Genomic DNA, 22,440 nt, shown 5'->3' with positions numbered 1-22,440 from the left:
CAAAGGCCCCCTTCGGCTGCAGCGCCCACGGCGCTGTGTGCTCGGCGCCGGGCGCACCAGGCGGCCGGCTGCCACGCCTCCGCTCCCCCCCGCACGGGCGGTTTGGCATCCGTGCCGGCTCAGGGGCGCCGTGGCGCCCCTAGCGTGGATCTTGGCAGCGCGGGCCGGTCGGCCCGCGCATTCCTCCTGTTTCTCTACCGCTTGAGGAGTCCCGTGCGTATTCGCTCGATCCTGTCGCTGGCCGCGTCCGCCGTTGCCGTGGCGGCGCTGGCCACCCCCGCCCAGGCCGCCGACGACGGCGCCTACTTCATCCGTGACGCACGCACCGGAGCGTGCCTGGCGGGCGGTGAAGGGCCGCTGGGCGGCCGCCTCGAACCCTGCAACCCCGCCACCGTGTGGGAGATCCGCAACCAGGACGACGGCATGGCCCAGATCGTCGAGGCGCGCGGGGGCCGCTGCCTGGCGCTCTCACCGGTCCACATCTACCCGCCGCCCGTGTGGGTCGACGAGTGCGGCCGCCAGCCCGACCGGTGGACGATCCGGGGGCCGGCCGACGAGCCGGTCGCGATCGCCCTCGGCCGGGGCGAGTGGGGCTACCTGACCACGCAGGGCTACCGTGCCGTCGTCAGCCAGGACGGCGGGCCCCAGTGGATCCTTCAGCGGCTCGGCTAGTACCTGCTCGGCCGGTCGTGCGACCGCGCCGCCCCCGTGCCGGGGCGGGGCGGTCGCAGCCGGTTCAAGCGGACTGTCGCCGGGTGGGCGGAGCAGACGCGCGGGGCGCCCCGGTGCAGCGCGGGACGGTGCATGCCGCGGGACAGGCGTCGCGTACTGACGGGGGTCATGGTGCAGTCCCGCCGGCCGCAGCCCGTACAGCCGTCGGGCCGGGGGCGGGCAGTTGTCGCGCTTCTGCTGTGGCGCCCCGGGTAGGCAACAGGCCGGTACCGCAGCCGCGTCGAGACGTCACACGGTCTGCGGGGCGAGGTCTGCCAGTGGTTTGCCGGAGAGGCGGAAGACGGTCAGTTCCTTGCCCTGGACCGAGGGGATCTCCGCGCCGAGCGACCGGTAGAAGGCGGCGGTCGGTTCGTTGGTGACCCGTCCCCACCACTGCATGTGGCGGTAGCCGCGCTCGGTGCACAGGCCGGCCAGCGTGCTCAGCAGGGCGGTGTCGAAGCCGCGCCCGACCGCGTCCTCACGGACGTAGATGTCGTCGATGTGGATGGCGGTGCCGCGCCAGGTGCTGTAGACGAGGCACCACAGGGTGTAGCCGACGATCTCGCCGGTCTCGTCGTCGACGGCGAAGTGGGCGAAGGCCACCGGGTCGGGGCCGAACAGAGCGCGGCGCAGTTCGTCCTCGTCGGTGCTGATCTGCGGTGTCGCCTCCTCGTCCTCGGCCATCCCGTGGACCATGGTGTGGAGCAGTGTGACGTCTTCGGCGGTAACTGGGCGAATCATGTCTGCCATCCCCTGATCCAGTCGTTCGGTGCACCAGGTGCACCAGGTGCGCCGGTGCACAGGCCGAACGGCGTCCGGCGGCCCTGCGGGCTGAGGTTCGCACACGTATGCAGATGCCATCCGTCCGGCCGGAGGGGAACTGGTGGAATGTCCAGTCTTCGGCGTCTGGGACTTCCCGCGGGAGAGTGGGGAGGGTAAAGAGAGAGGCCGGTGGTGTGGTTCGTGCGTACCAATTCCCGGCAGGGAAAAGAAGGCCCCGGCGGCCGCCGTCCGGCATTCTCTGGATTTTCCATTGTTTTCCCTACGACCTGTCGGGCGAGGTATCCAGTCGGTGTGTCCGGTGGCCAGAATGCGTTGTCTGGAGGCCAGCCCGACCGTCGCGGTGGCCGATAGAACGATTCAACGCGCAGAGAGGCAGCCATGATAGAGCCGGTACGGTTCGAGCTCAGCGCCCGGGACATTCCTGAGACCTGGTACAACATCGCCGCCGACCTCGACTATGTGGCGCCGGTGTTGAGCCCGGCGACCGGTAAGCCGGTCACTCGTGACGAGATGACCCGCACCATGCCGGAGGCGCTGGTCGACCAGGAACTGAGCAGGGAGGCCGAGTTCGAGATCCCCGAAGAGGTACGGCAGTTCTACGCCCGCTGGCGGCCGGCACCGCTGCTGCGCGCCCGCGGCCTGGAGCAGGCCCTGGACACGCCGGCGCGGATCTACTTCAAGTACGAGGGTGTGGCACCGACCGGCAGCTTCAAGCCGAACACCGCCATCCCGCAGGCCTACTACAACAAGCGGGCGGGCCGCACCGGCCTGATCGCCGAGACCGGCGCGGGGCAGTGGGGCAGCGCGATCGCCTTCGCGGCGGCCCTGTTCGGCATGGACGCCAAGGTGTTCATGGTCAACGTGAGCTTCCAGCAGAAGCCGTACCGCCGGGCGCTGATGGAGACCTTCGGCGCGAGCTGCACGCCGAGCCCGAGCATGGAGACCGAGGCCGGGCGGGCGGTCCTCAAGGAGAACCCGGACCACCCGGGAAGCCTGGGCATCGCCAAGTCGGAGGCGCTGCAGGTCGCCTTCTCCGACCCGCGCTGGGGCTACACCCGCGGCAGCGCGCTCAACCACGTGTGCGCGCACCAGACGGTGATCGGCCAGGAGGCCATCCTGCAGATGGAGATGGCCGGGGACTATCCGGACATCGTGGTCGGCTGCGCCGGCGGCGGCAGCAACCTGGGCGGCCTGGCGTTCCCGTTCCTGCGGTCCCAGCTCCACGGCGGGCCCAGCGTCCGGCTGATCGCCGTCGAGCCGGCCGCCTGCCCGACGCTCACCCAGGGCCGGATCGCCTACGACTACTCGGACACCGCCGGGCTCACCTCGCTGACCCGCACCCACACGCTGGGCCACCAGTTCGTGCCGCCGTCCGTGCACGCCGGCGGCCTGCGGGCGCACAACATCGCCCCGCTGGTCAGCCGGGTCGTGGAGGAGGGGCTGATGGAGGCGGTCGCGGTGCGCCAGCGCGACTGCTTCGAGGCCGGTGTGCTGTTCGCCCGCAGTGAGGGCATCGTGCCGGCCCCCGAGTCGACCCACGCGATCCGCGGCGCGATCAACGAGGCGATCCGGTGCCGTGAGGAGGGTGTGGGCCAGACCATCCTGTTCGGCCTGTCCGGTCACGGGAACTTCGACCTGAGCGCCTACGACCGTTATCTGGCCGGCTCCCTCGCCGATGACAGCATCGACCCCAGCGCCCTCGAACTGGGACTGGACAGCATTCCCAAGCTGGTGAACGGCTGACGCGGCGCGCCGCGCCGGGAACCGTGAGTTCGACAGAAGGGACGGGTCGATCCCGTGAAGCGTCTCAGCGCCCTGCAGTTCGTGGCCCTGGGGATCATCTGGGGTTCCAGTTATCCCCTGATCAAGGTCTCCGGCGAAGGGCTGAACCCGGGCCAGCTGGTGCTGGCCAGACTGGTCCTCGGGTCGGTGGTCCTGGTCGCCATCGGCCTGGCGACCGGGGTCAGGCTGCCACCGTTCGGATTCGTCTGGGTGCACATCACCATCACGACCGTTCTGGGCATGGTCGCCCCGTTCCTTCTCCTCGCCTGGGGCGAGCAGCACACCAGTGCCGCCATGGCCGGTGTGCTCACCGGCGCCACTCCGCTGCTGACGCTGGCGCTGGCCACCGTGCAGCTGCGCAGTGAGCGGGCAACAACGCGCCGCAGTGCGGGGCTTGCGCTCGGCTTCGCGGGAATCGTCCTGGTCATCGCGCCGTGGAAGGGCGCGACGGGCACCGTGGGCGGCGAGCTGGCCTGCCTGGCGGTCGCCGGGATCTACGCCGCTCACGCGGTGTTCGTGCGCAAGTTCCTCTCCGACCGGGGCATCCCCCCGACGGCCTCGGCCGGCGCGCAGACGCTGGTCGCGATGGTCATCCAGGCGGCGCTGCTGCCGTTTCTGGGCTGGCGTACCCCGTCGTTCACCTGGTCGGTCTCCGTCAGCATCGTGCTGCTGGGGGTGTTCGGCACCGGGCTCGCCTATGTGCTCTACAACCGGCTCATCGCCGACATCGGGGCGGTCGGCGCCTCCGCGGTCAACTACCTTGTCCCGTTCATCAGTCTGCTCATCAGCGCGGTCTTCCTCGGCGAGACCATCAACTGGAACGTGCCCATCGGCGGGGTGCTGATCGTGGTGAGCATCCTGCTCGGCGAGAACCAGCTGCGAACGGCGCGGTTGCGGTGGCGGCGGGGCCCGGCCGTTCCCGGGCCCGAGCCGGTGCTCGCGACGGCCACGACGGCCGCGACCGCCTTGGGGACCGTGGGGATCGCGGAGGCAGGACCCGCGGGTGAGGCCGGCCGCGCCCCCTGAGCCGACGCGTCATCGGGCACCTCCATGACGGCGCACCCCGGCCGTCGGTGACACCGGTCCGGATGCCGTGGAGGGGGCTTCGCCGGAGCTCTCCCGGAAGGCGGAGGCGCCTGGGCGCCCCCTTTCGGAAGTATGGAGGTTGATGTTGATGTCACAGATGCCCGCAGCCGATCCCGCCACACGCTCGATCCGGGTCGCCGTCCTGGCCGGCCGGCCGCTGCTCGTCACGGCACTGCGCACGGTCCTGGCCGGGGAGCCGGAGCTGGAGGCGGCCGGGGAGGCCGGCTCCCGTGCGCAGTTGCTGCGTCTGCTGGACGCCACGGAGCCGCAGGTCGTGCTGATCGACGACTCCGATCCCGGCTGGGAGACCGTCGACATACTGCGTGCGGTCCTCGGGCACACCTCCCGCAGGATCGCGGTGGTCGTGCTCATCGGCCAGGGCGTGGACGACGCCGCGCTGGAGTACCTGTGGGCCGGGGCGGACGGGCTCGTGCCGCACGACGCGGCGCTGAGCGAGATCGCCGCCGCGATCCGGGCGGCCTCGGCCGGCCACGCCGTCCTTCCCCCGCCGCTCACCCGCCGGCTCGTGGACCTCCTGGTGCGGCGCGTCCCCGCGCAGGCCGCCCCGCCCCGGGTGTCGACCCTGACGTCACGGGAACGGGAGATCTTCGATCTGATCGCGGCGGGCATGTCCAACAACGAGGTCGCCCGGGCCCTGGTGCTGAGTGAGAAGACCGTGAAATTCCACGTGTCCAATCTGCTGCGCAAGCTCGGCGTGCGCAATCGCGCCCAGGCGATTGTCTGGGCATGGGACCAAGGTGTTCTCTCCGGCCGGCAGGGCGGAGCCTTCTAGCGGTTCTGACGGCCGGAGAACTTCTCGAACAACGTTGTCACGGGCCCCGCCGGGGCGGTGCGGGCCGGGAATTGCTTTCCGGCCCGCACCGCCCCGGCGGGGCTTTTCGTTTTCCCGGACCGCGGCGACAGCAGCAATTCCCCTCGAACGCCTGTCGTGAATTAACGGTCGGTGTCCCGGAATACAGGTCCAAGGAACGGGTACCAAACCCCGCCGCTGGTCCGAAGAAATTCACAGGACTTGGGCTACAGACTGTTCATGACGGTTCATCCGGTCGGTGGACACAAAAACGTAGGTCCTCCGATGCTCGATCAATGGGGAGCTATGTCCAGATCGCTGGCAGGGGACGTCATAGCGCGTGCGCAGCAGAGCCCGGACGCTGGGGCACTGGTGCTCGGCGGCGCGGGGGACCAGGTCGTCACGTACGCCGAACTGGCCAAAACGGCGGACCGGATCGGCGCGGAACTGGCCGCCCGGTATCCCGACACCCGCCGGCCGCTCGCGCTCCAGGCGGCCAAGTCACCTGCGGCGATCGCCACCGTGCTGGCCTGTATGCACGCCGGACGGCCCCTGCTGCTCGCCTCCACGGATCTCGGCCCGCAACTCCTGGCCGATCTGGTCGGGCGCAGCGGCTGCCAGGCCGTACTGGGTCTCGCCGACGGCGCTCTGACGCACCGTCCGGCCCCCGGCGGGCCGGGGGCGGCCCCGCTGCTGCCGCCGGACACCAGCCTGCTGCTCACCACCTCCGGCTCCACCGGCACCCCCAAGCTCGTTCCGCTGGGCGGCGACGGCGTCGACGCCTTCACCTCCTGGGCGGGGAGCGCGTTCTCGCTCGCCGCCGGGGTGCGGGTGCTCAACTTCGCCCCGCTCAACTTCGACCTCACCCTGCTGGACATCTGGGCGACGCTGCGGCACGGCGGCACGGTCGTACCGGTGGACCACGACCGGTTCGTGGATCCGGCGTATCTGCTCGGGCTGCTGGCCGCCACCCGGCCGCACGTCGTGCAGGCGGTGCCGATGTTCTTCCGCCTGCTGACCGAGTCGAACGCCGGGTCCGACTTCCCGAGTGTGCGCGACGTGCTGCTGACCGGTGACCACGTGCACCGGTCGGTCAGGGCCGGGCTGTCCGGGCTCTTCCCGGCGGCGCGGTTTCACAACGTGTACGGCTGCACCGAGACGAACGACAGCATGCTGCACACCTTCACCGCCGGCGAGGCGGCCGACCGGGACGTGCTGCCGCTGGGGAGCCCGCTGCCGGGTGTCCTGGTCGAGGTACTGGCCGGCGGCGAGGTCCTGCGGGGCGCCGGCACCGGCGAACTCCTCGTCTCGACACCGTTCCAGAGCTCCGGATACCTCGGCGAGAGCGGGGCGGAGGAGAAGTTCACCGTCCGCGGCGACCGCACCTGGTACCGCACCGGCGACGTGGTCGCCCGCTCCGGCAGCGGTGAACTGGCCCTGGTGGGCCGCACCGACCTGCAGGTCAAGGTCCGCGGCGTGCGGATCAACCCGGAGGAGGTCGAGCGGGTCCTGCAGAGCCATGAAGGCGTCGCCGAGGCGGCCGTGGTGGCCGTGCCGCACCCCGCCGCGGGAAACGCACTGCACGCGTTCGTCCGGCGGAGCGACGACGCGGTGACCGGACTGCAGCTGCGCAGCTACTGCGCCGCCAAGGTCAACCGGGCGGCCATTCCCGCCGCCTTCCACCTGATGACCGACCCGCTGCCGATCGGACCCACCGGCAAGGTGAGCCGTCGCCTCCTCATGGAGAAGATCGAATGACCGTCAAACACGACATCACCGCGCACATCGCGGCGGAGTACCTGCCCGGCACCCCCGCCTCGGAACTGGACCCGTCCTACGACCTGCTGGCGAACGGGGTGATCAGCAGCCTGGACCTGCTGCGGCTGATCGGGTGGCTGAGCGACCGGACCGGCATCCCGTTCGAGGACCTGGAGATCTCCCCGGACGACTTCCGGTCCGTCTCGGCCATCGAGAAGGCCGTCCAGCGCTTCGCGGGCACCACCGCCCCCGAGTAGCCCCCCAGCTCCCCCACTCGCCCATTTCCCCCACTCCCCAGCTCCTCCCATCATCCTCACCGCCATCCCCACCCAGGAGAAAGAAACAAGAACATGTTCATTCGTGAGAAGTCGCAGGTCACGCCGGTCGAATGGGGCAGCGGCCCGAGCCACCGGCTGCTGGTCGAGGCGGACAACATGGGCTTCGGCATCTGCCACACCGTCGTCCGGGCGGGCACGAAGTCGAGGCTGCAGTACCGGCGCCATCTGGAGGCGTGCTACTGCATCTCCGGCTCGGGCCGCGTCGAGGCCGCCGACGGCAGCCTCGGGCAGGACCTGTACCCCGGTGTGCTGTACGCCCTCGACGAGCACGACGCCCACTTCCTGATCGCCTCCCCCGACGAGGACCTGGAACTGGTCAGCGTCTTCAACCCGCCGCTGAGGGGCGACGAGAGCCACACGCTGAGCCAGGACGCCTTCTCCCAGTACTGAGGATCGGAAGTCCACCGCCATGATTCGCTGGAGCGAGGAACAGCAGGAACTGCGTGCGGCGATCGGCGCCGTCGCCGCGAAGCTCGGCGCCGACCACCTCGAACGCGACCCGACCGGCACCTTCGACCGGGACGGCTGGCAACGGCTCAAGGACATCGGCCTGTTCGCGCTGCCGTTCGACCCACAGCACGGGGGGCTCGGCAAGGACCTGCTGACCACCGTCCATGTGCTGGAACAGCTCGGCTACGGGTGCCAGGACTCCGGACTGAACTTCTCGGTGTCCACCCACATGGTGAGCACCGGTGTCCCGCTCCAGCGATTCGGTTCGTCGGCGCTGAAGGCCCGCTACCTGCCGGAGATCTGCGCCGGCACGATGATCGGCGCGCATGCCATCACCGAACCCTCCGGCGGTTCGGACGTGATGGGGATGCGCACCACCGCCGTCCTGGACGGCGACGACTTCGTCCTCAACGGAAGCAAGGCGTTCATCAGCAACGGCTCCATCGCCGACCTGCTCGTCGTCTACGCCCGTACCGGCGCCCCGGGGGATCTCGCCGGGATCACCGTCTTCCTGGTGCGCCGGGACTCGCCGGGAGTGTCGGTCGGCCGTCCCATCCCGAAGATGGGCCTGCGCACCTCGCCGCTGGCCGAGGTCTTCCTGGACGGCGTCCGGGTGCCCCGGGACCATGTGATCGGCGGCCGGGGCGCCGGGTTCCTCATCCTCGACCACGTCATGAAGTGGGAGATCCTGTGCGGCTTCGGGATCATCGTCGGGGAGATGCGCCGACGGCTGGAGCGGTGCGTGGAGTACGCCCGCACCCGTACCCAGTTCGGCGCGGCCATCGGCTCGAACCAGTCGGTCGCCAACATGATCGTCGAGATGCGGATCGACCTGGAGACCTCGCAGAAGTGGATCTACGACACCGCCGAGAAGCTGCAGTCCAAGGCCGACGTCTCCGCTGACGTCGCGATGACCAAGCTGGTGGTGAGCGAGGCCAACGTGCGCTCCGCGCTGAACGCGGTCCAGGTCTTCGGCGGTTACGGCTACGTCAGCGAGTACGGGGTCGAGAAGGACCTGCGGGACGCGGTCGGCGGGCGGATCTACTCCGGCACCTCGGAGATCCAGCGCCAGCGCCTGGCCACCCTGATGGGTCTCAACCGTCCGGCCAAAACCGCCTAGACCCGCCCAGCCCCGCCCTGGACCTGGAAGGAATCCCGAGAACATGGCAGAGAACACCGGTGCCGCCGACCCCGCGGCCACCGCCGCCGCACCGGCCACGCTGGCCGCGACCGAGTTCCTGGACCACGAGTCGCCGGCCGTCCGCGCGTTCGTCGACAAGACCCTCTCCGGCGCGGCCGACACCGACACCGACACCCAGAAGGCCATCGCCCTCTACTACGCCGTCCGGGACGGCATCAGCTACGAGGTGTACGGCGCGGACCTGACCCGGCACGGCCTGAGCGCGACCGGCGTGCTGGAGAAGGGCTTCGGGTTCTGCGTCCACAAGTCCATCCTGTACGCGGCCGCCCTGCGCGCCGTGGGCATCCCCAGCCGGGTCTACTACGGCGATGTGCGCAACCACCTCGCCTCGCCGCGGCTGCGGGAGCTGGTCGGCGGAGACGTCTTCCGCTTCCACAGCCTGACGTCTGTTCACCTCGACAACACCTGGGTGAAGGCGACCCCGGTCTTCAACAAACTGCTCTGCCGGCTCTACAAGATCAAGCCGCTGGACTTCGACGGCCGGACCGACAGCCTGTACCACCCGTTCGACGAGACGGGCCGGCAGCACATGGAGTTCATCCACGAACACGGCACCTTCGACGACGTCCCCTACGACCTGGTGGTCGGCGGGATCCGGCAGGCGCACCCGCTGCTGTTCGCGAGTGCCCACACCACCGTCGCCGGCTCGCTGTCCGACGAGGCCGCGACCGCGACGGCCTGAGACGGCGTCCGGTGCGGCCCGCCCCGGTTCCCCCCTTCCCGGGCGCGCCGCACCGGACGGCCCACCGCACGACGGACCGGTCGGCTGACCGGAGGCCGGCGGACGTGATGCGTCCGGTCACCGTGGACAACGACGTCCCGGTGACCGGTCCCCACCGATCCCACGGGGGCGGTGGCGCCTTCGCGTACCCGCCGCAGGGCCGCCACCGCGGCGGGGCCCGCCGGCTCCCGGACGGCAGCGGCAAGAAGGCGCGGGAACTCTAGGGAACTCCTGGTCCGGCGGGGGCGAGCATGGGATGCCAGAGCACGCACCGGGCCTGGCCGGGTTCCGTTCCGCGGTGTCCCGGGCGGCGTGCGAGTCAGCGCTGTCTCCCCCCGCCCGCACGGTGGTGCGCCGGGGTCGTGGGGAGGAACCGCTCCCCCACCACATCCCGCACTGGAGTGTCATGACCGGCAACTACATCACGCTCACCGTCGTCCTGTCCCTCGGCCTCATCGGCTCGGCCTGGGCCAAACTCACCCGGCAGGAAAGGACGGTTGCCAGTCTGCGTGCGGCCGGTGTGCCGGACGGCTGGCTGCCCCGGCTGGCCCTGCTGGAGATGGCCGGAGCCGTCGGTCTGTGCGCCGGCTTCGCCTGGCGCCCGCTGGGCGTCGCGGCCGCGGGGGGCGTGGTGCTGTACTTCGCCGGAGCGCTGGTCTTCCACGGGCGCGCCGGGGACTACAAGGGCACGCCGGCCCCGGCGGCCCTTCTGCTGGCCGCTGTGATCGCGGGACTTCTCGCGCTCAGCACCGCTTGAGACGACTGCGAAAGACAGGAAGCGCCGTGTCCACTGCCCCGGTCACCGACCACGACTCCCCCCTGCGTCTCCTCGGCGAGATCCGGTCCGGCCGGCCGCTGGTCGTCGCGGCCGTCGAGGAGGAGACGGCCCACCTCGACGGCCGCCTGCCCGTCCTCATCACCGGGATGGGGAAGGTCAACGCGACGGCGGCCCTCGCCCTCACCCTGTCCCGGAGCGAGCGGCCCTGCGAGATCGTCAACCTGGGCACGGCCGGGGCGCTGAAGGAGAACCTCCTGGGCCTGCACGAGGTCTCCCGGGTCCTCCAGCACGACCTCGACACGGCCCTCCTGCACCAGATCAGCGGCCGCGTCTACGGCGCTCCCCTCACCGTGGCCGCGGGCCCCGGGCCGACCCTGGCGACCGGGGACACCTTCGTCACGGACCCGGCCGTCCGCGAGCGGCTGGCCCGCGAGGCCGACCTCGTCGACATGGAGGGGTACGCCGTCGCGGCCGTGGCACAGCGCCTCGGTATCCCCGTACGGCTCGTCAAGTTCGTGAGCGACCAGGCCGACGAGGGCGCCCGCACCGCCTGGCCCGAGGCCGTGGACCACGCCGCCGAGATCCTTGCCGCCTGGGTCGAGGACCACCTCGCCCCGCGCCGCCCGCGGCTGCGCAGGCGGGCGTCCGCTGCCCGTCCGCGCACAACCGTTCCGTCCACCGTCCACCCGCTGCCCGCGCCCCAAGCCTCGTAAGACCTCGTCGCCGGCAGCCGCCGCACCCCCAGGGAGCGTTGTGTCTCATCGCCTGTTCACCTCGGAGTCCGTGACCGAGGGCCACCCCGACAAGATCGCCGACCAGATCAGCGACACCATTCTCGACGCGCTGCTGCGCGAGGACCCCACGTCCCGGGTCGCCGTGGAGACGCTGATCACCACCGGCCTGGTGCATGTGGCCGGCGAGGTCACCACCAAGGCCTATGTGCCGATCGCCCAGCTCGTGCGCGAAAAGATCCTGGAGATCGGCTACGACTCCTCCGCGAAGGGCTTCGACGGCCTGTCCTGCGCGGTGTCCGTGTCGATCGGTGCGCAGTCCCCGGACATCGCCCAGGGTGTCGACTCGGCGTACGAGAACCGGAGCGGGGATGCCGCGGGCGGGCAGAGCGACGACCTGGACCGGCAGGGTGCCGGTGACCAGGGCCTGATGTTCGGTTACGCGACGGACGAGACGCCGGAGCTGATGCCGCTGCCGATCTCGCTGGCGCACCGGCTGTCCCACCGGCTGTCGAAGGTCCGCAAGAACGGGACGGTTCCCTATCTGCGGCCCGACGGCAAGACGCAGGTCACCATCGAGTACGACGGCGACCAGGCGGTCCGCCTGGACACGGTCGTCGTCTCCTCCCAGCACGCCTCGGACATCGACCTGGACTCCCTGCTGGCCCCGGACATCCGGGAGTTCGTGGTGGAGCCGGAGCTGAAGGCGCTGCTGGACGACGGCATCAAGCTGGAGACCGAGGGCTACCGCCTGCTGGTCAACCCCACCGGCCGCTTCGAGATCGGCGGCCCGATGGGCGACGCCGGCCTGACCGGCCGCAAGATCATCATCGACACGTACGGGGGCATGGCCCGCCACGGCGGCGGCGCCTTCTCCGGCAAGGACCCCTCCAAGGTCGACCGTTCGGCGGCCTACGCGATGCGCTGGGTCGCCAAGAACGTCGTCGCCGCGGGTCTTGCCTCGCGCTGCGAGGTCCAGGTCGCCTACGCCATCGGCAAGGCCCAGCCGGTCGGCCTGTTCGTGGAGACCTTCGGCACCGCCAAGGTCGACGCCGAGAAGATCGAGACCGCCATCGCCGAGGTCTTCGACCTGCGCCCGGCCGCGATCATCCGCGACCTCGACCTGCTGCGCCCGATCTACTCCCAGACCGCCGCCTACGGCCACTTCGGCCGCGAGCTGCCCGACTTCACGTGGGAGCGCACCGACCGCGTCGACGCCCTGCGCACGGCCGTCGGTCTCTAGGGCCTCCCCGGCTTCGGGATCCTGCCCCGCGATCACCGGGGCCCGGCACCCCCGCGGGGGTGCCGGGCCCCGGTGATCGCGCCGCTCAGCCGCGGGGCGCGTAGGCGTGCAGGCGTTTGGTCCACTCCGGCGTGACGAGCGCCTCCGCGATCTCGCGCGGGACGCTGAAGTGCACGTCGCGGCTGCCGTCGGCCACGGGCGTGGGAGTGACCAGGAGCGTCCACGGGACGGTGCTGGCGGGGTACTCGAACCAGAACGGCCGGCCCGCGCCGAGGTCGATCTCGTAGACGGGCAGCCGGCTGACGTTGTTCAGCGCGATGGTCCCCTCGAAGGCGTCCAGGCTCATACGGCTCAGGACGCGGTGGGCGCGGCGGGCGCGGCGCTGGGCCTCCAGGAAGGCGACCTCGTCGCGCACACGGTCCACGGTGACGCTGCTGACGGCCTCGCGCACGGCCGCGACGGTGTCGGAAAGGGGAGCGCCGCGCAGGTCTCCCGCCGGCAGCGCCGGGGTGACGTTCGTGACGGCGTTGCCCCAGAATCCGTCGGGGATCCTCTCGCGCAGTACGGAGCGCAGGCCCACGACCATCCCGAGCCGCTCGATGCTGTGGTCGGGCCGGGCCCGCAGTTCGGCGAGCACCTTCCACAGGTGGGCGCTCAGGGCGTCACCGGTGGAGGGCACAAGGCCCCGGCCGGCGAGCCCGGCGAGGGCGTGTTCCTTGAGTGCGCGCACCTCGTCGGCGGCGAAGCGCAGGGTGATGGTGCGCACGCGGCGCGAGCGGGTGTTGACGCGCCAGATGAAGCCGAACTTCTTCCGGCCGGGCACCAGGACGTACTGGGTGCTGTGCTCCTGGGTCCCGGGGGCGGCGCCGTCGGCCACGCCGTCGAGGAGGGTGCGCGCGTACGGTGCCGCGCGGTGCTCCAGGCCGTGGTGGACGCTCGACCAGTGCCGGAGGAAGTCGAGATAGCCCGAGCCGTCGACGATGCTGTGGTTGATCGCGATGCCCAGGACCGAACCGCCGCCGCGCATGTGGGTGATCCGCACGGTCAGCAGCGGCGTGTCGTGCCCGACAATCCGGAAGGGGTTGACCCCGTGGATGTAGGAGCGCAGGTCCGGCTTGGCCGACCGGTCGGGTCCGTACTCGGGCATGGGCCGGTCGCAGTGGCTCTCGGTGAACAAGGCACCCGCGTCGTTGCAGACGACGCTGAGCCCGCGGTCGGCGTCCCGCACCAGCCGCCCCGTCAGGAGCGGATAGTGCGCCAGGGTCGCGGCGAGGGACGCCCGGAGGGCCTCGGCGTCCAGGGCCTGGCGGTAGTAGAAGGTGCGCAGGGTCGCGAACGTACCGGTCATGAGGTCGTAGACACCCAGCCGCACCCGCTCGCCGGTCGCCTCACCGGCCCGCACGGTGACGGTGTGGCGGTGTGTCCGGGGGGACGCTGAGCGGAGGTTCATCCTGCCTCACTGAGATCGGCTGACGGGGCACGGCAGTTGCCCGGGCACTCCCAGCGTTCCTCGTCCGAAGCGAGGAAACCCCTAGACAACCGGCTCCGTGCGGGCCGGGCGGCTGCGGGCGGGAGCGGTTTTGGTGGATCCCCTGGACTTGTCCGGCAGTGCTGGGCACACCGGTGCGCCACGTGCTGGGCTGGGCATCCCGACCGGCAGATCCGGGCGCGGGGACCCACTCGCACTTCCTGCCGCCGAGGTGACGGCTCCCGTCCCCGCCGGCAGACACAGGAGGCCACCAGCCGATGGGCAATGACAAGAAAGAGATCCTCGACCTGGTACGCGAGTACCACCGCAACGGCGCCGCATCGGGATTCGTCCCCGGTGTCACGCCCGTCATGGCCTCCGGTGCCGTCCTCGACGAGGAGGACCGCGTCGCGCTGGTCGAGGCGGCCCTGGACCTGCGGATCGCCGCGGGGCCCAGCTCCCGCAAGCTGGAACGCGCGCTGGCCAGGTACTTCGGTCTGCGCAAGGCGCACCTGACGAACTCCGGCTCGTCGGCGAACCTGCTGGCGCTCAGCTCACTCACCTCGCCGCAGCTGGAGGACAGCCGCCTGGTGCCCGGCGACGAGGTCGTCACCGTGGCGGCCGGCTTCCCGACGACCGTCAACCCGATCATCCAGAACGGTCTCGTGCCGGTCTTCACCGACATCGAGATCGGCACGTACAACCCGACGCCGGAGCGGATCGAGCAGGCGATCGGCCCCCGCACGCGGGCGATCATGGTGGCGCACGCCCTGGGCAACCCGTTCGCGGTCGAGGAGATCGCGCAGATCGCCGAGGACCGCGGCCTGTTCCTCATCGAGGACAACTGCGACGCGCTGGGCAGCACCTACAAAGGCCGCAAGACCGGTACGTTCGGCGACCTGGCGACCGAGAGCTTCTACCCGGCCCACCACATCACGATGGGCGAGGGCGGTGTGGTCCTCACCGACAACCTGGCGCTGGCGCGCATCGTGGAGTCCATGCGCGACTGGGGCCGCGACTGCTGGTGCGAGCCCGGCGAGGACAACCGCTGCTTCAAGCGGTTCGAGCAGCAGATGGGGACGCTGCCGGCCGGCTACGACCACAAGTACATCTTCTCCCACGTGGGCTACAACCTGAAGTCGACCGACGTGCAGGCGGCGCTCGGCCTGCAGCAGCTCTCGCACATCGACGACTTCGGCCGGGCCAGGCGCCACAACTGGGCGCGGCTGCGGGAGGGTCTGGACGGTCTGCCGCACCTGATGCTGCCGCAGGCGACGCCGGGAAGCGATCCCAGCTGGTTCGGTTTCGCGATCACCGTCAGCCCGGGCGCCCCGTTCGCGCCGCACGCGCTCATCGACCACCTGGAATACAGCAAGGTGGCCACCCGCCGCTTCTTCGCCGGCAACCTCACGCGCCACCCGGCCTACGCGCAGCGGGAGTTCAGGGTCAGCGGTCCGCTGACCAACAGCGACATCACCACCGAGCGCACGTTCTGGATCGGCGTCTACCCGGGCCTCACGGACGAGATGATCGACCACAGCATCGCGACGGTGAGCGAGTTCGTCACCCTGCCCCACTGAAACCGTGTTCGCGCCCCGGCGGACCGTGGTGCGCTCGGCCGTGTCCCGGCCCGCTCGGGCCGGGACGCCCGTCCCCGGCCGGTCAGGCGGGGACCGGGCTGTGCGGGCGCGCCGCGGCCCAGGTCTGGAGAAGGTCGGCGGCGCGCGCCGCGCCGCCGGCGCCGTGGACGGCGGCCCGCATCCGCGCCAGGCTCCCGGGGGTTTCGGGGTCGGCCAGCAGCTCGGTCACGGCGCCCGCGAGGACGCCGGCGTCCAGGTCCGCCCGGGACAGCGTGCGCCCGACGCCGCACTCCTGAAGCCGCCGGCCGCTGAGGTCGAGTTCGTGGGCGCGCGGGATCGCCACCACGGGCACGGCGAAGTACAGGGCCTCCATGAGGCTGCCCATGCCGGCGTGGCAGACGACGACGTCGGCGTGCGGCAGCACGGCCGGATGGGGCAGCCACTCGTGGACCTCGACATGTGCCGGCAGGGGCTCCAGCTGTGCGCGGTCGGCGCCGCGCCCGAGCGTCATGACGACGTGCCAGGCGGCCGGGTCGAACGCCTCGGCGCAGATACGGAAGAAGTCGCCGCGGTCGCCGGACTCGGTGCCCAGGGACACCAGCGCGGTACGGCGGCCGTCCGCCGGCGGCGACCAGAGGCCGGGGCCGGCCTCGGTGACCATGGGGCCCACGAACGCGAAGCGGTCGTCGAAGGTGTCGCCCTCGATCTGGAAGGCGCGGGGCAGGAAGACAAGGTTGTGCTCGTCCCACTCGGTGCCGTAGCGGCCCATCTCCTCCAGGCCGATGCCGTGTTCGCCCATGAAGCCGATGACGAGCTCCGCGCCCTTGCGCATGACGGGGTCCTGCGGGTCCCACATCTGGGCGCGCAGGGAGAAGGTCTCGTTCGCCGCGTGGCTCGGGAAGAGCTGTACCGACACCGCGTCCAGGACCCGGGCGGCCACCCGTCCGGCGGCCACGTTCTCGAAGTCGTACAGCACCAGGTCCGGGGCGTCGGGGGCAAGGGCGGACAGGGCCGCGGGGAAGACGGTGCGCACGGTGTCCACCATCAGCTCGTAGCCGTCCCTCGCCAGTTGGCCGGGGCTCGGGTCGGCGGCACGGTAGAAGTCGCCGCGCGCGGAGGTGTAGGTGACGGCGCGGGCGCCCGCTTCCTCGACCGGCGCGGCGAACCGCTCGTCCACGACGTAGGTCACGCGGTGGCCGCGTGCGATGAGCTCGCGGGCGAGGCCGAGGCTCGGAGCGACGTGCCCGAAGTCCGCGAAGGGCAGGACGGCGCAGTGGAGCGGGCGTGCTTCGGTGCGGTACGGCATCGGCTGTTCCTTCGAATGCGGCGGTGGCCTTGGGCTGTGCGCTCGCGGCGGCACCGGGGAGAACGACGTGGGCCCGCTGCGAGGGGCTCAGCGTGCGCCGCGCAGCGCCGCGTAGTGGGCGAGGCAGTCCTCGTAGCGGGGCAGCAGGCCCGCCTCGCGGGCGGTGGCGACGGAGACGGCGCGGGAGTCCTTGGCCGACATCAGCGGGGTCTCCGACAGATCCCAGGGCAGGTTCAGCTCGGCGTCGAAGGGGTCGATGTCGACCTGGGTGCCGGGGACGAACTCCGTGGAGCACAGGTAGGAGACGCAGGTGTCGTCGGTGAGGGCGAGGAAGCCGTGCACGAGCCCTTCGGCGACGAAGAGGGTCTCGCCCGACTCGGCGTTCAGCCAGTTCACCTCGTGCACGCCGAAGGTGGGCGAGCCGAGGCGCAGGTCGACGACGATGTCGAGGACCGCGCCCCGCACGACGCAGACGACCTTCGCCTGGCCCGGCGGCAGCAGGGTGCCGTGCAGCCCGCGCAGGGTGCTCCGACGGGAGACCGAGTAGTTCACCTGCGCCACGGGCACCGGCCGGCCGATCTCCTCGGCCAGTCTGTCGTGGCGGAACGACTCGTAGAAGTTGCCCCGCACGTCGCCGATCTTGTGCGGCGTGATGTGGAAAGCGTCCGGCACAGCCGTCTGTCGAACCTTCATGGTGACGCCACGGTATGGCGCGCCGTTCGAGGACCGGTCAAGGGCCGTACGGGGGCCGGTCGAATCGAACCGTTCTGGAGGGGGTCTCGATCGCGGGGTGCCACCGTGGCTGCCTGGAGCCACGGCACCCGGTGCGGTGGCACAGCAGGACGACGTAGGGGTGCCCGGCACCCGGCCCGGGAGGAGAGCGGCATGGCGCTGGTCGGTAGGCAGGGACAGCCCGGACGGCCGGACGGACCGTCCGGCCGGGTGGTCGTCCTCGGCGCTACCGGATTCGTCGGCCGGCACGCGGGCGCGGCCCTCCGGGCGGCCGGTCACGAGGTGCTCGCCGTCGCACGGCAGGCCGTCAAGACGCCGGCCGCGTGGCGCTTTCACCCGATGGACCTGGTCAAGGACGGGCCGGGCGCGCTGACGGAGCTGATCGACGCGAAGCATCCGGTGGCCGTCGTCAACGCGGCCGGCGTGGCCTGGTCGTCGTCGCCGGGCGTCATGCGGCAGGGCAACCAGCTGCTGGTGGACCGGCTGCTGGCGGCGCTCGACGCCGCCTCGTGGCGGCCGCGCCTGGTGCATCTGGGCTCCGTGCACGAGTACGCGCCGCAGAGCGCGGGGGTGGATCTCGCCGAGGACTCCCCCACCCGCCCGGTGACGGACTACGGGCACTCCAAGCTGCTCGGCAGCCGGGCGGTCCTGCAGTCCGCCGCCGAGGGCCGGACGGACGCGGTGGTGCTGCGGCTGTCGAACGTGATCGGCGCCGGGACCCCGCCCAGCAGCCTGCTGGGCCGCGTGGCGCAGCAGCTGCTCGCCCCGGCCGCCCCGGGCGGGCCGGTCACGATACGGCTGTCCCCGCTGCGCAGCAGCCGGGACTTCGTCGACGCCAAGGACGCGTCCGAGGCGATCGTGGCCGCGATGCGGACACCGCGGGCGCGGGGCCGGGTGCTGAACATCGGCAGCGGCACGTCGCAGCATGTGCGGGTGATGGTCGACCTTCTGATCGCGGCGAGCGGCAGGAGGGTGCGGCTGGTGGAGGACACGGGCGGTACCGTGCGGCCCGCCGCGGACGCGGACTGGATGCGCGTGGACGTCACCGCGGCGCGTGAACTGCTCGGCTGGTCGCCCCGCCGCAGCCTTGAGGAGACCGTACGGGACCTGTGGAACGCGGCGGCGGGCAGCGACGGCTGAGCCGCCCGGCCCGCGGCATCCGCGGGGACTGCCCGGCGGGATACGGCATCAGCCCGGCAGCAGGCTGAGGTCGGCGGCGCTGACGCGGTCGGTGAGCACGTGCTGGCGGATCTGCTGCAGCCCCGGGGAGGGGTCGAGGCCCAGTTCGTCGCGGAGCAGTTCACGCAGCCGCTGGTAGACGTGGAGGGCCTCGCTGCGGCGGCCGCAGCGCTGCAGCGCGATGATGAGGCCGCCCTGGAACCACTCGTGCAGCGGATGGGTGCTGGCCAGCTCCTTGAGTTCCGCGACGAGTTCGCGGTGCAGGCCGAGCCCGAGACCTGCGCTGATGCGCAGCTCCAGGGCGTGCATGTGGAGCTCCTCCAGGCGCAGCGCGTACGCCTGGAGGTAGGGGCCCTGGGTGACGTCGGCGAACGGCCGGCCGGCCCACCCTGCCAGTGCGGCGGCGATCCGGTCGGTGGCCGTGCGGGCGTCACCGTCCTCGAGTGCGGCCCGTGCCTGGACGGTGAGCCGTTCGAACTCCTCGGCGTCGTAGTCCCCGGGGGCCACCCGCAGCATGTACCCGGTGGACCGGGTGACGAGCGGCCCCGTGCCGGCGGCCGTCTCGCCGTCGCTCTGCAGGAACTTGCGCAGCTGGTAGACGTACGTCTGGACGGTGGCCGTGGCGCTGCGCGGGGGGTGGTGGTCCCACAGTTCGGCGACGATGGTGGGCATCGACACCAGGGTGTTGCGCCGGGCCAGCAGCAGGGCCAGCACCTGGCGGACCTTGGGAGCGGTCGGCGTGGCGGGCCGCCCGTCCAAGGTCACCTCCAGGAGCCCGAGGCTGCGCCAGGTCAGCATGCGGGAATCCCGGTCGTGGCCTCCACGGCCCGGGGGACGGCCTGCACGGCCCGGGGGGCGGCGGTGTGCGGTGTCCGGTCCGGGAGCTCCCACCAGTCGCGGTGCTCGCGGTACCAGGCGACGGTCTCGGCGAGGCCCTCGGTGAAGTCCTTCTGCGGCTTGTAGCCCAGCTCGGTGTGGGCCTTGTGCCAGTCGACCGAGTAACGGCGGTCGTGGCCCTTGCGGTCGGTGACGTACTCGACCTGGTCCCAGGAGGCGCCGCACGCCTCCAGCAGCAGGGTGGTGAGCTCGCGGTTGTTGAGCTCGGTGCCGCCGCCGATGTTGTAGATCTCGCCGGGGCGGCCCTGGGTGCGGACCAGTTCGATGCCCTGGACGTGGTCGTCGATGTGCAGCCAGTCGCGCACGTTCATCCCGTCGCCGTACAGCGGGACCGTCTTGCCTTCCAGGAGGCGGGTGACGAACAGCGGGATGATCTTCTCGGGGAACTGGTGGTGCCCGTAGTTGTTGGAGCAGCGGGTCACCCGGACGTCCAGGCCGTGGGAGCGGTGGTAGACCAGCGCGAGCAGGTCGCTGGACGCCTTCGAGGCGGCGTAGGGCGAGTTGGGGTTCACGGACTGCTCCTCGGAGCAGGAGCCGGCCGGGATGGATCCGTAGACCTCGTCGGTGGAGACGTGCACGAAGGTCTGGATGCCGTGCTGCAGCGCGGCGTCCAGGAGCACCTGGGTGCCCATGACGTTGGTGCGGACGAACTCGGCGGAGCTGGACAGCGACCGGTCGACGTGCGACTCGGCCGCGAAGTGGACGACCTCATCGTGCTCGGCCATGAGGCGGCCGACGACCGCCGGGTCGCAGATGTCGCCGGCGACGAGCCGGAAACGGGGCGAGTGGCGGACCTCGTCGAGGCTGGCCGGGTTGGCGGCGTAGGTGAAGGCGTCCAGGACGGTCACCGATACGTCGTCCAGGCCGAGGGGTCCGAGGAGGGTGCGGACGTAATGGGAGCCGATGAAGCCGGCACCGCCGGTCACCAGGATGCGCGTCTGACTCATCGGGATTGCGGCGCCCGGTACCCCGGCGGGGTCGTGGGGGGCGCCGTCCTCCTTCCTCGTGTGTGCGGTGTGTTGCAGGGGTCCGGCCGGTGTGCCGGTGTACGCGGAGTGCTTACGGCGTCCGCGACCAGGCGCTCCATGTGCGCGACCAGGGCGTGGGGGCTGGGCATGGCGGCGGACTCGTCCCGCAGCCGTCGTGCGGCGGCCGCGAACGCCGGCTCCTGAAGGAGCAGGCGGGTGTCGGCGAGGACCTGCCCGGCGTCGACGTCGCTGTGGTGGACGAAGATCCCGGCGCCGGCCTTTTCCAGCGAGCGTCCGCGCAGTTCCTGGTCGGCGACGTTCGTCGACAGGGCGAGTTGCGGGACGCCGTTGACGAGGGCGGTGGAGAAGGAGCCCCAGCCGCCGTGGTGGACGACGGCGCTGCAGGTGGGCAGCAGGGTCTTCAGGGCTATTCCGCTGACCGCCCGCACGTTGGGGGGCAGGTCGTCCCCGAGCTGTTCGGCCTGTTCGGGCATGAGCGCGGCGACGACGTCGATGTCGAGTCCGCCCAGGGCGCGCAGGATGTCGTCGACGGGGACGTAGTCGCCGCCGTAGGCCTCGGTGTTGGTGCTGCCGAGCGTGACGCAGACCCGGGGCTGCTTGGGCTCCTCGCGCAGCCAGTCCCACTGCACGGCGGCACCGTTGTAGGGGAGGTACCGCATGGACAGCTGGTGCAGGGCGCTCGGCGGGCGCAGGCTCGGGGGCAGGGTGTCGATGGTGAACTGGCCGTTGAGGAGTTCCTCGTCGCAGGCCACGCCGTAGGAGCGGGCACGGTCGTCGATCCACTCGGCGAGCGGGTCGACGCGTTCGGTCTCGGGGACGTCGCGGGCGAGTTCGACGAAGGTGCGCCGCGCCTGCCCGTAGACGTCGGCGCACCACAGCAGGCGGGCGTGGGCCGCGCCGCAGACGCGTGCGGCGACCGCGCCGGCGTAGGCGAGGGGGTCGCGGATGACGAGGTCGGGCCGCCAGTCGCGGGCGAGGGCCACCATGTCGTCCATGACGGGCTCGTTGTAGCGGGCGAAGCCCCAGGGCACGCTGATCTCGTAGCGCTCGCGCAGGGTGGGCCAGTCGACCTGGCCGGGGCCCAGACGGCTCCAGTTGGCGACGTCGGCGTCCTGGGAGTCGCGGGAACCCGCCATGTCCGCGTGCAGGGCGTGGTCGCTGCCCACGGGGGCGGCCACCAGGCCGGCCGCGGTGACGGCGGGGGTCATCGACGGGGAGCCGGCCACCAGAACGTCGTGACCGGCCGTCACAAAGGCCCAGGCCAGCGGCACCATGGTGTACAGGTGAGACTTCTCCGACAGGCCGGCGAACAGAACGCGCATGGCATCCTCTCGTTCGGGGGAGGTCCGCGGCCGGGCCGCGTTGAGGTGTCAGTCCTCCCGGATCAGTCCTCCCGGAGGGTGATGGCACCCAGCGGGCAGGAGTCGTGGGCTTCGCGGATCGCCTCGTGGTGGCCGCTTCCCGGCTGCTCGATCAGGAGCAGGGCGCGGCCGTCCTCCTCGTCCTGGTCGAAGACCTCGGGTGCGATCAGCACGCACTGGCCCGCTCCCATGCACTTGTCGTGGTCGATCGCGATGTCCATGCCGGCCTTCTGCGTCGTGGGCGGTACGGGTCGTGGGCGGTACGGGTCGTGGGCGGTACGGTGCGTGCCCCGCTGCCGGGGCGCGTGCCCATCTTGGGCCGGGTGCGGGCCCGCCCGGGTCCCCGGCCGCCGCTGTCTGGGATTTCCTCCAGAGATTTCGGCCCGCCGCCGTGACCTCGCACCGGCCTGCGGCGGGCGGTACTCGGTGAATCCCTAGACTGCGCCGCCGTCTCTGGCCCCCCGCGCACGCCCCGTGCTGGAGTGGCGCGAGTGCCGGGCCCCGCCGGGGTGCCGGTCCCACGCGGTGGGCCGCG

At 71.5% G+C, this 22,440-nt stretch carries 23 protein-coding genes; 15 read left to right on the top strand and 8 right to left on the bottom strand.

Going from position 1 to position 22,440, the window contains the following annotated elements; translation table 11 throughout:
- Positions 1-213: 213 nt before the first annotated feature.
- Positions 214-672, top strand: a complete 459-nt coding sequence (locus tag OG747_RS46775; RefSeq protein ID WP_405876682.1) for a hypothetical protein — start codon at positions 214-216, stop codon at positions 670-672.
- A 288-nt stretch (positions 673-960) separates the two neighbouring features.
- On the opposite strand, the gene OG747_RS46770 is transcribed toward OG747_RS46775, so the two are convergent.
- Entirely contained in the window at positions 961-1,452 is a 492-nt protein-coding gene (locus OG747_RS46770; protein WP_405876684.1) for a GNAT family N-acetyltransferase, read from the bottom strand.
- A gap of 420 nt (positions 1,453-1,872) precedes the next feature.
- Between OG747_RS46770 and OG747_RS46765 the strand changes: the two genes are divergently transcribed.
- The 12 genes from OG747_RS46765 (at position 1,873) to metK (ending at position 12,393) form a co-directional block, all read left to right on the top strand.
- The gene (locus tag OG747_RS46765) at positions 1,873-3,237 is read left to right on the top strand and encodes a TrpB-like pyridoxal phosphate-dependent enzyme (RefSeq protein ID WP_405876686.1); all 1,365 of its coding nucleotides are present in this window, start codon (positions 1,873-1,875) and stop codon (positions 3,235-3,237) included.
- A 54-nt stretch (positions 3,238-3,291) separates the two neighbouring features.
- On the top strand, positions 3,292-4,302 hold the full coding sequence (locus OG747_RS46760) for a DMT family transporter (protein ID WP_405876688.1): 1,011 nt from the start codon (positions 3,292-3,294) through the stop codon (positions 4,300-4,302).
- Between the two features lie 148 nt (positions 4,303-4,450).
- Positions 4,451-5,155, top strand: coding sequence for a LuxR C-terminal-related transcriptional regulator (locus OG747_RS46755; protein WP_405876690.1), 705 nt, complete (start codon positions 4,451-4,453; stop codon positions 5,153-5,155).
- Positions 5,156-5,479: 324 nt separating this feature from the next.
- Complete coding sequence (locus OG747_RS46750) at positions 5,480-6,931, top strand: AMP-binding protein (RefSeq protein WP_405876692.1); 1,452 nt, start codon at positions 5,480-5,482, stop codon at positions 6,929-6,931.
- A complete protein-coding gene (locus OG747_RS46745; RefSeq protein ID WP_405876694.1) occupies positions 6,928-7,188 on the top strand; it encodes an acyl carrier protein in 261 nt (86 codons plus the stop codon). Before OG747_RS46750 ends, OG747_RS46745 begins: the two co-directional genes overlap by 4 nt.
- A 93-nt stretch (positions 7,189-7,281) precedes the next feature.
- Positions 7,282-7,659, top strand: coding sequence for an ectoine synthase (locus OG747_RS46740; protein WP_405876696.1), 378 nt, complete (start codon positions 7,282-7,284; stop codon positions 7,657-7,659).
- 19 nt (positions 7,660-7,678) lie between these two features.
- A complete protein-coding gene (locus tag OG747_RS46735; protein ID WP_405876698.1) occupies positions 7,679-8,839 on the top strand; it encodes an acyl-CoA dehydrogenase family protein in 1,161 nt (386 codons plus the stop codon).
- Between the two features lie 43 nt (positions 8,840-8,882).
- The gene (locus tag OG747_RS46730; RefSeq protein ID WP_405876700.1) at positions 8,883-9,602 is read left to right on the top strand and encodes a transglutaminase family protein; all 720 of its coding nucleotides are present in this window, start codon (positions 8,883-8,885) and stop codon (positions 9,600-9,602) included.
- Positions 9,603-9,706: 104 nt separating this feature from the next.
- Entirely contained in the window at positions 9,707-9,865 is a 159-nt protein-coding gene (locus OG747_RS46725) for a hypothetical protein (RefSeq protein WP_405876702.1), read from the top strand.
- 182 nt (positions 9,866-10,047) lie between these two features.
- Positions 10,048-10,398: a DoxX family protein gene (locus OG747_RS46720; protein ID WP_405876704.1), complete on the top strand. Its 351-nt coding sequence runs from the start codon at positions 10,048-10,050 to the stop codon at positions 10,396-10,398.
- Between the two features lie 26 nt (positions 10,399-10,424).
- Positions 10,425-11,132, top strand: coding sequence for a nucleosidase (locus OG747_RS46715; protein WP_405876706.1), 708 nt, complete (start codon positions 10,425-10,427; stop codon positions 11,130-11,132).
- A 40-nt stretch (positions 11,133-11,172) separates the two neighbouring features.
- Positions 11,173-12,393, top strand: coding sequence for a methionine adenosyltransferase (metK, locus tag OG747_RS46710; RefSeq protein WP_405876708.1), 1,221 nt, complete (start codon positions 11,173-11,175; stop codon positions 12,391-12,393).
- An 85-nt stretch (positions 12,394-12,478) separates the two neighbouring features.
- Here the strand turns inward: metK and OG747_RS46705 are convergent, their stop codons facing one another.
- A complete protein-coding gene (locus OG747_RS46705) occupies positions 12,479-13,843 on the bottom strand; it encodes an acyltransferase (protein ID WP_405876710.1) in 1,365 nt (454 codons plus the stop codon).
- Between the two features lie 296 nt (positions 13,844-14,139).
- On the opposite strand from OG747_RS46705, the gene rfbH reads away from it, so the two are divergent.
- Positions 14,140-15,441 (top strand): lipopolysaccharide biosynthesis protein RfbH, encoded by a 1,302-nt coding sequence (gene rfbH / locus OG747_RS46700; RefSeq protein ID WP_405876712.1) that lies wholly within the window; start codon positions 14,140-14,142, stop codon positions 15,439-15,441.
- A gap of 82 nt (positions 15,442-15,523) precedes the next feature.
- On the opposite strand, the gene OG747_RS46695 is transcribed toward rfbH, so the two are convergent.
- Entirely contained in the window at positions 15,524-16,747 is a 1,224-nt protein-coding gene (locus tag OG747_RS46695) for a macrolide family glycosyltransferase (protein ID WP_405876714.1), read from the bottom strand.
- Positions 16,748-16,834: 87 nt separating this feature from the next.
- On the bottom strand, positions 16,835-17,440 hold the full coding sequence (locus tag OG747_RS46690; protein ID WP_405876716.1) for a dTDP-4-dehydrorhamnose 3,5-epimerase family protein: 606 nt from the start codon (positions 17,438-17,440) through the stop codon (positions 16,835-16,837).
- Between the two features lie 192 nt (positions 17,441-17,632).
- Between OG747_RS46690 and OG747_RS46685 the strand changes: the two genes are divergently transcribed.
- Positions 17,633-18,619, top strand: a complete 987-nt coding sequence (locus OG747_RS46685) for an NAD-dependent epimerase/dehydratase family protein (protein WP_405876718.1) — start codon at positions 17,633-17,635, stop codon at positions 18,617-18,619.
- Positions 18,620-18,667: 48 nt separating this feature from the next.
- On the opposite strand, the gene OG747_RS46680 is transcribed toward OG747_RS46685, so the two are convergent.
- The 4 genes from OG747_RS46680 to OG747_RS46665 form a co-directional block, all read right to left on the bottom strand.
- On the bottom strand, positions 18,668-19,456 hold the full coding sequence (locus OG747_RS46680) for a BTAD domain-containing putative transcriptional regulator (protein WP_405876720.1): 789 nt from the start codon (positions 19,454-19,456) through the stop codon (positions 18,668-18,670).
- Positions 19,450-20,502 (bottom strand): dTDP-glucose 4,6-dehydratase, encoded by a 1,053-nt coding sequence (gene rfbB / locus OG747_RS46675; RefSeq protein ID WP_405876722.1) that lies wholly within the window; start codon positions 20,500-20,502, stop codon positions 19,450-19,452. Before rfbB ends, OG747_RS46680 begins: the two co-directional genes overlap by 7 nt.
- On the bottom strand, positions 20,499-21,866 hold the full coding sequence (locus OG747_RS46670) for an activator-dependent family glycosyltransferase (RefSeq protein WP_405876724.1): 1,368 nt from the start codon (positions 21,864-21,866) through the stop codon (positions 20,499-20,501). Before OG747_RS46670 ends, rfbB begins: the two co-directional genes overlap by 4 nt.
- A 62-nt stretch (positions 21,867-21,928) precedes the next feature.
- Positions 21,929-22,126 carry a ferredoxin gene (locus tag OG747_RS46665; RefSeq protein WP_405876726.1) on the bottom strand — a complete coding sequence of 66 codons (198 nt, stop codon included), beginning with the start codon at positions 22,124-22,126 and terminating at the stop codon, positions 21,929-21,931.
- Between the last annotated feature and the right edge of the window lie 314 nt (positions 22,127-22,440).

It is taken from the genome of Streptomyces sp. NBC_01384, from assembly GCF_045040035.1.
Lineage (GTDB): Bacteria > Actinomycetota > Actinomycetes > Streptomycetales > Streptomycetaceae > Streptomyces.
Note: the sequence above shows the minus strand (reverse complement) of the source record. Positions and strands in the feature narration are given on the sequence as shown.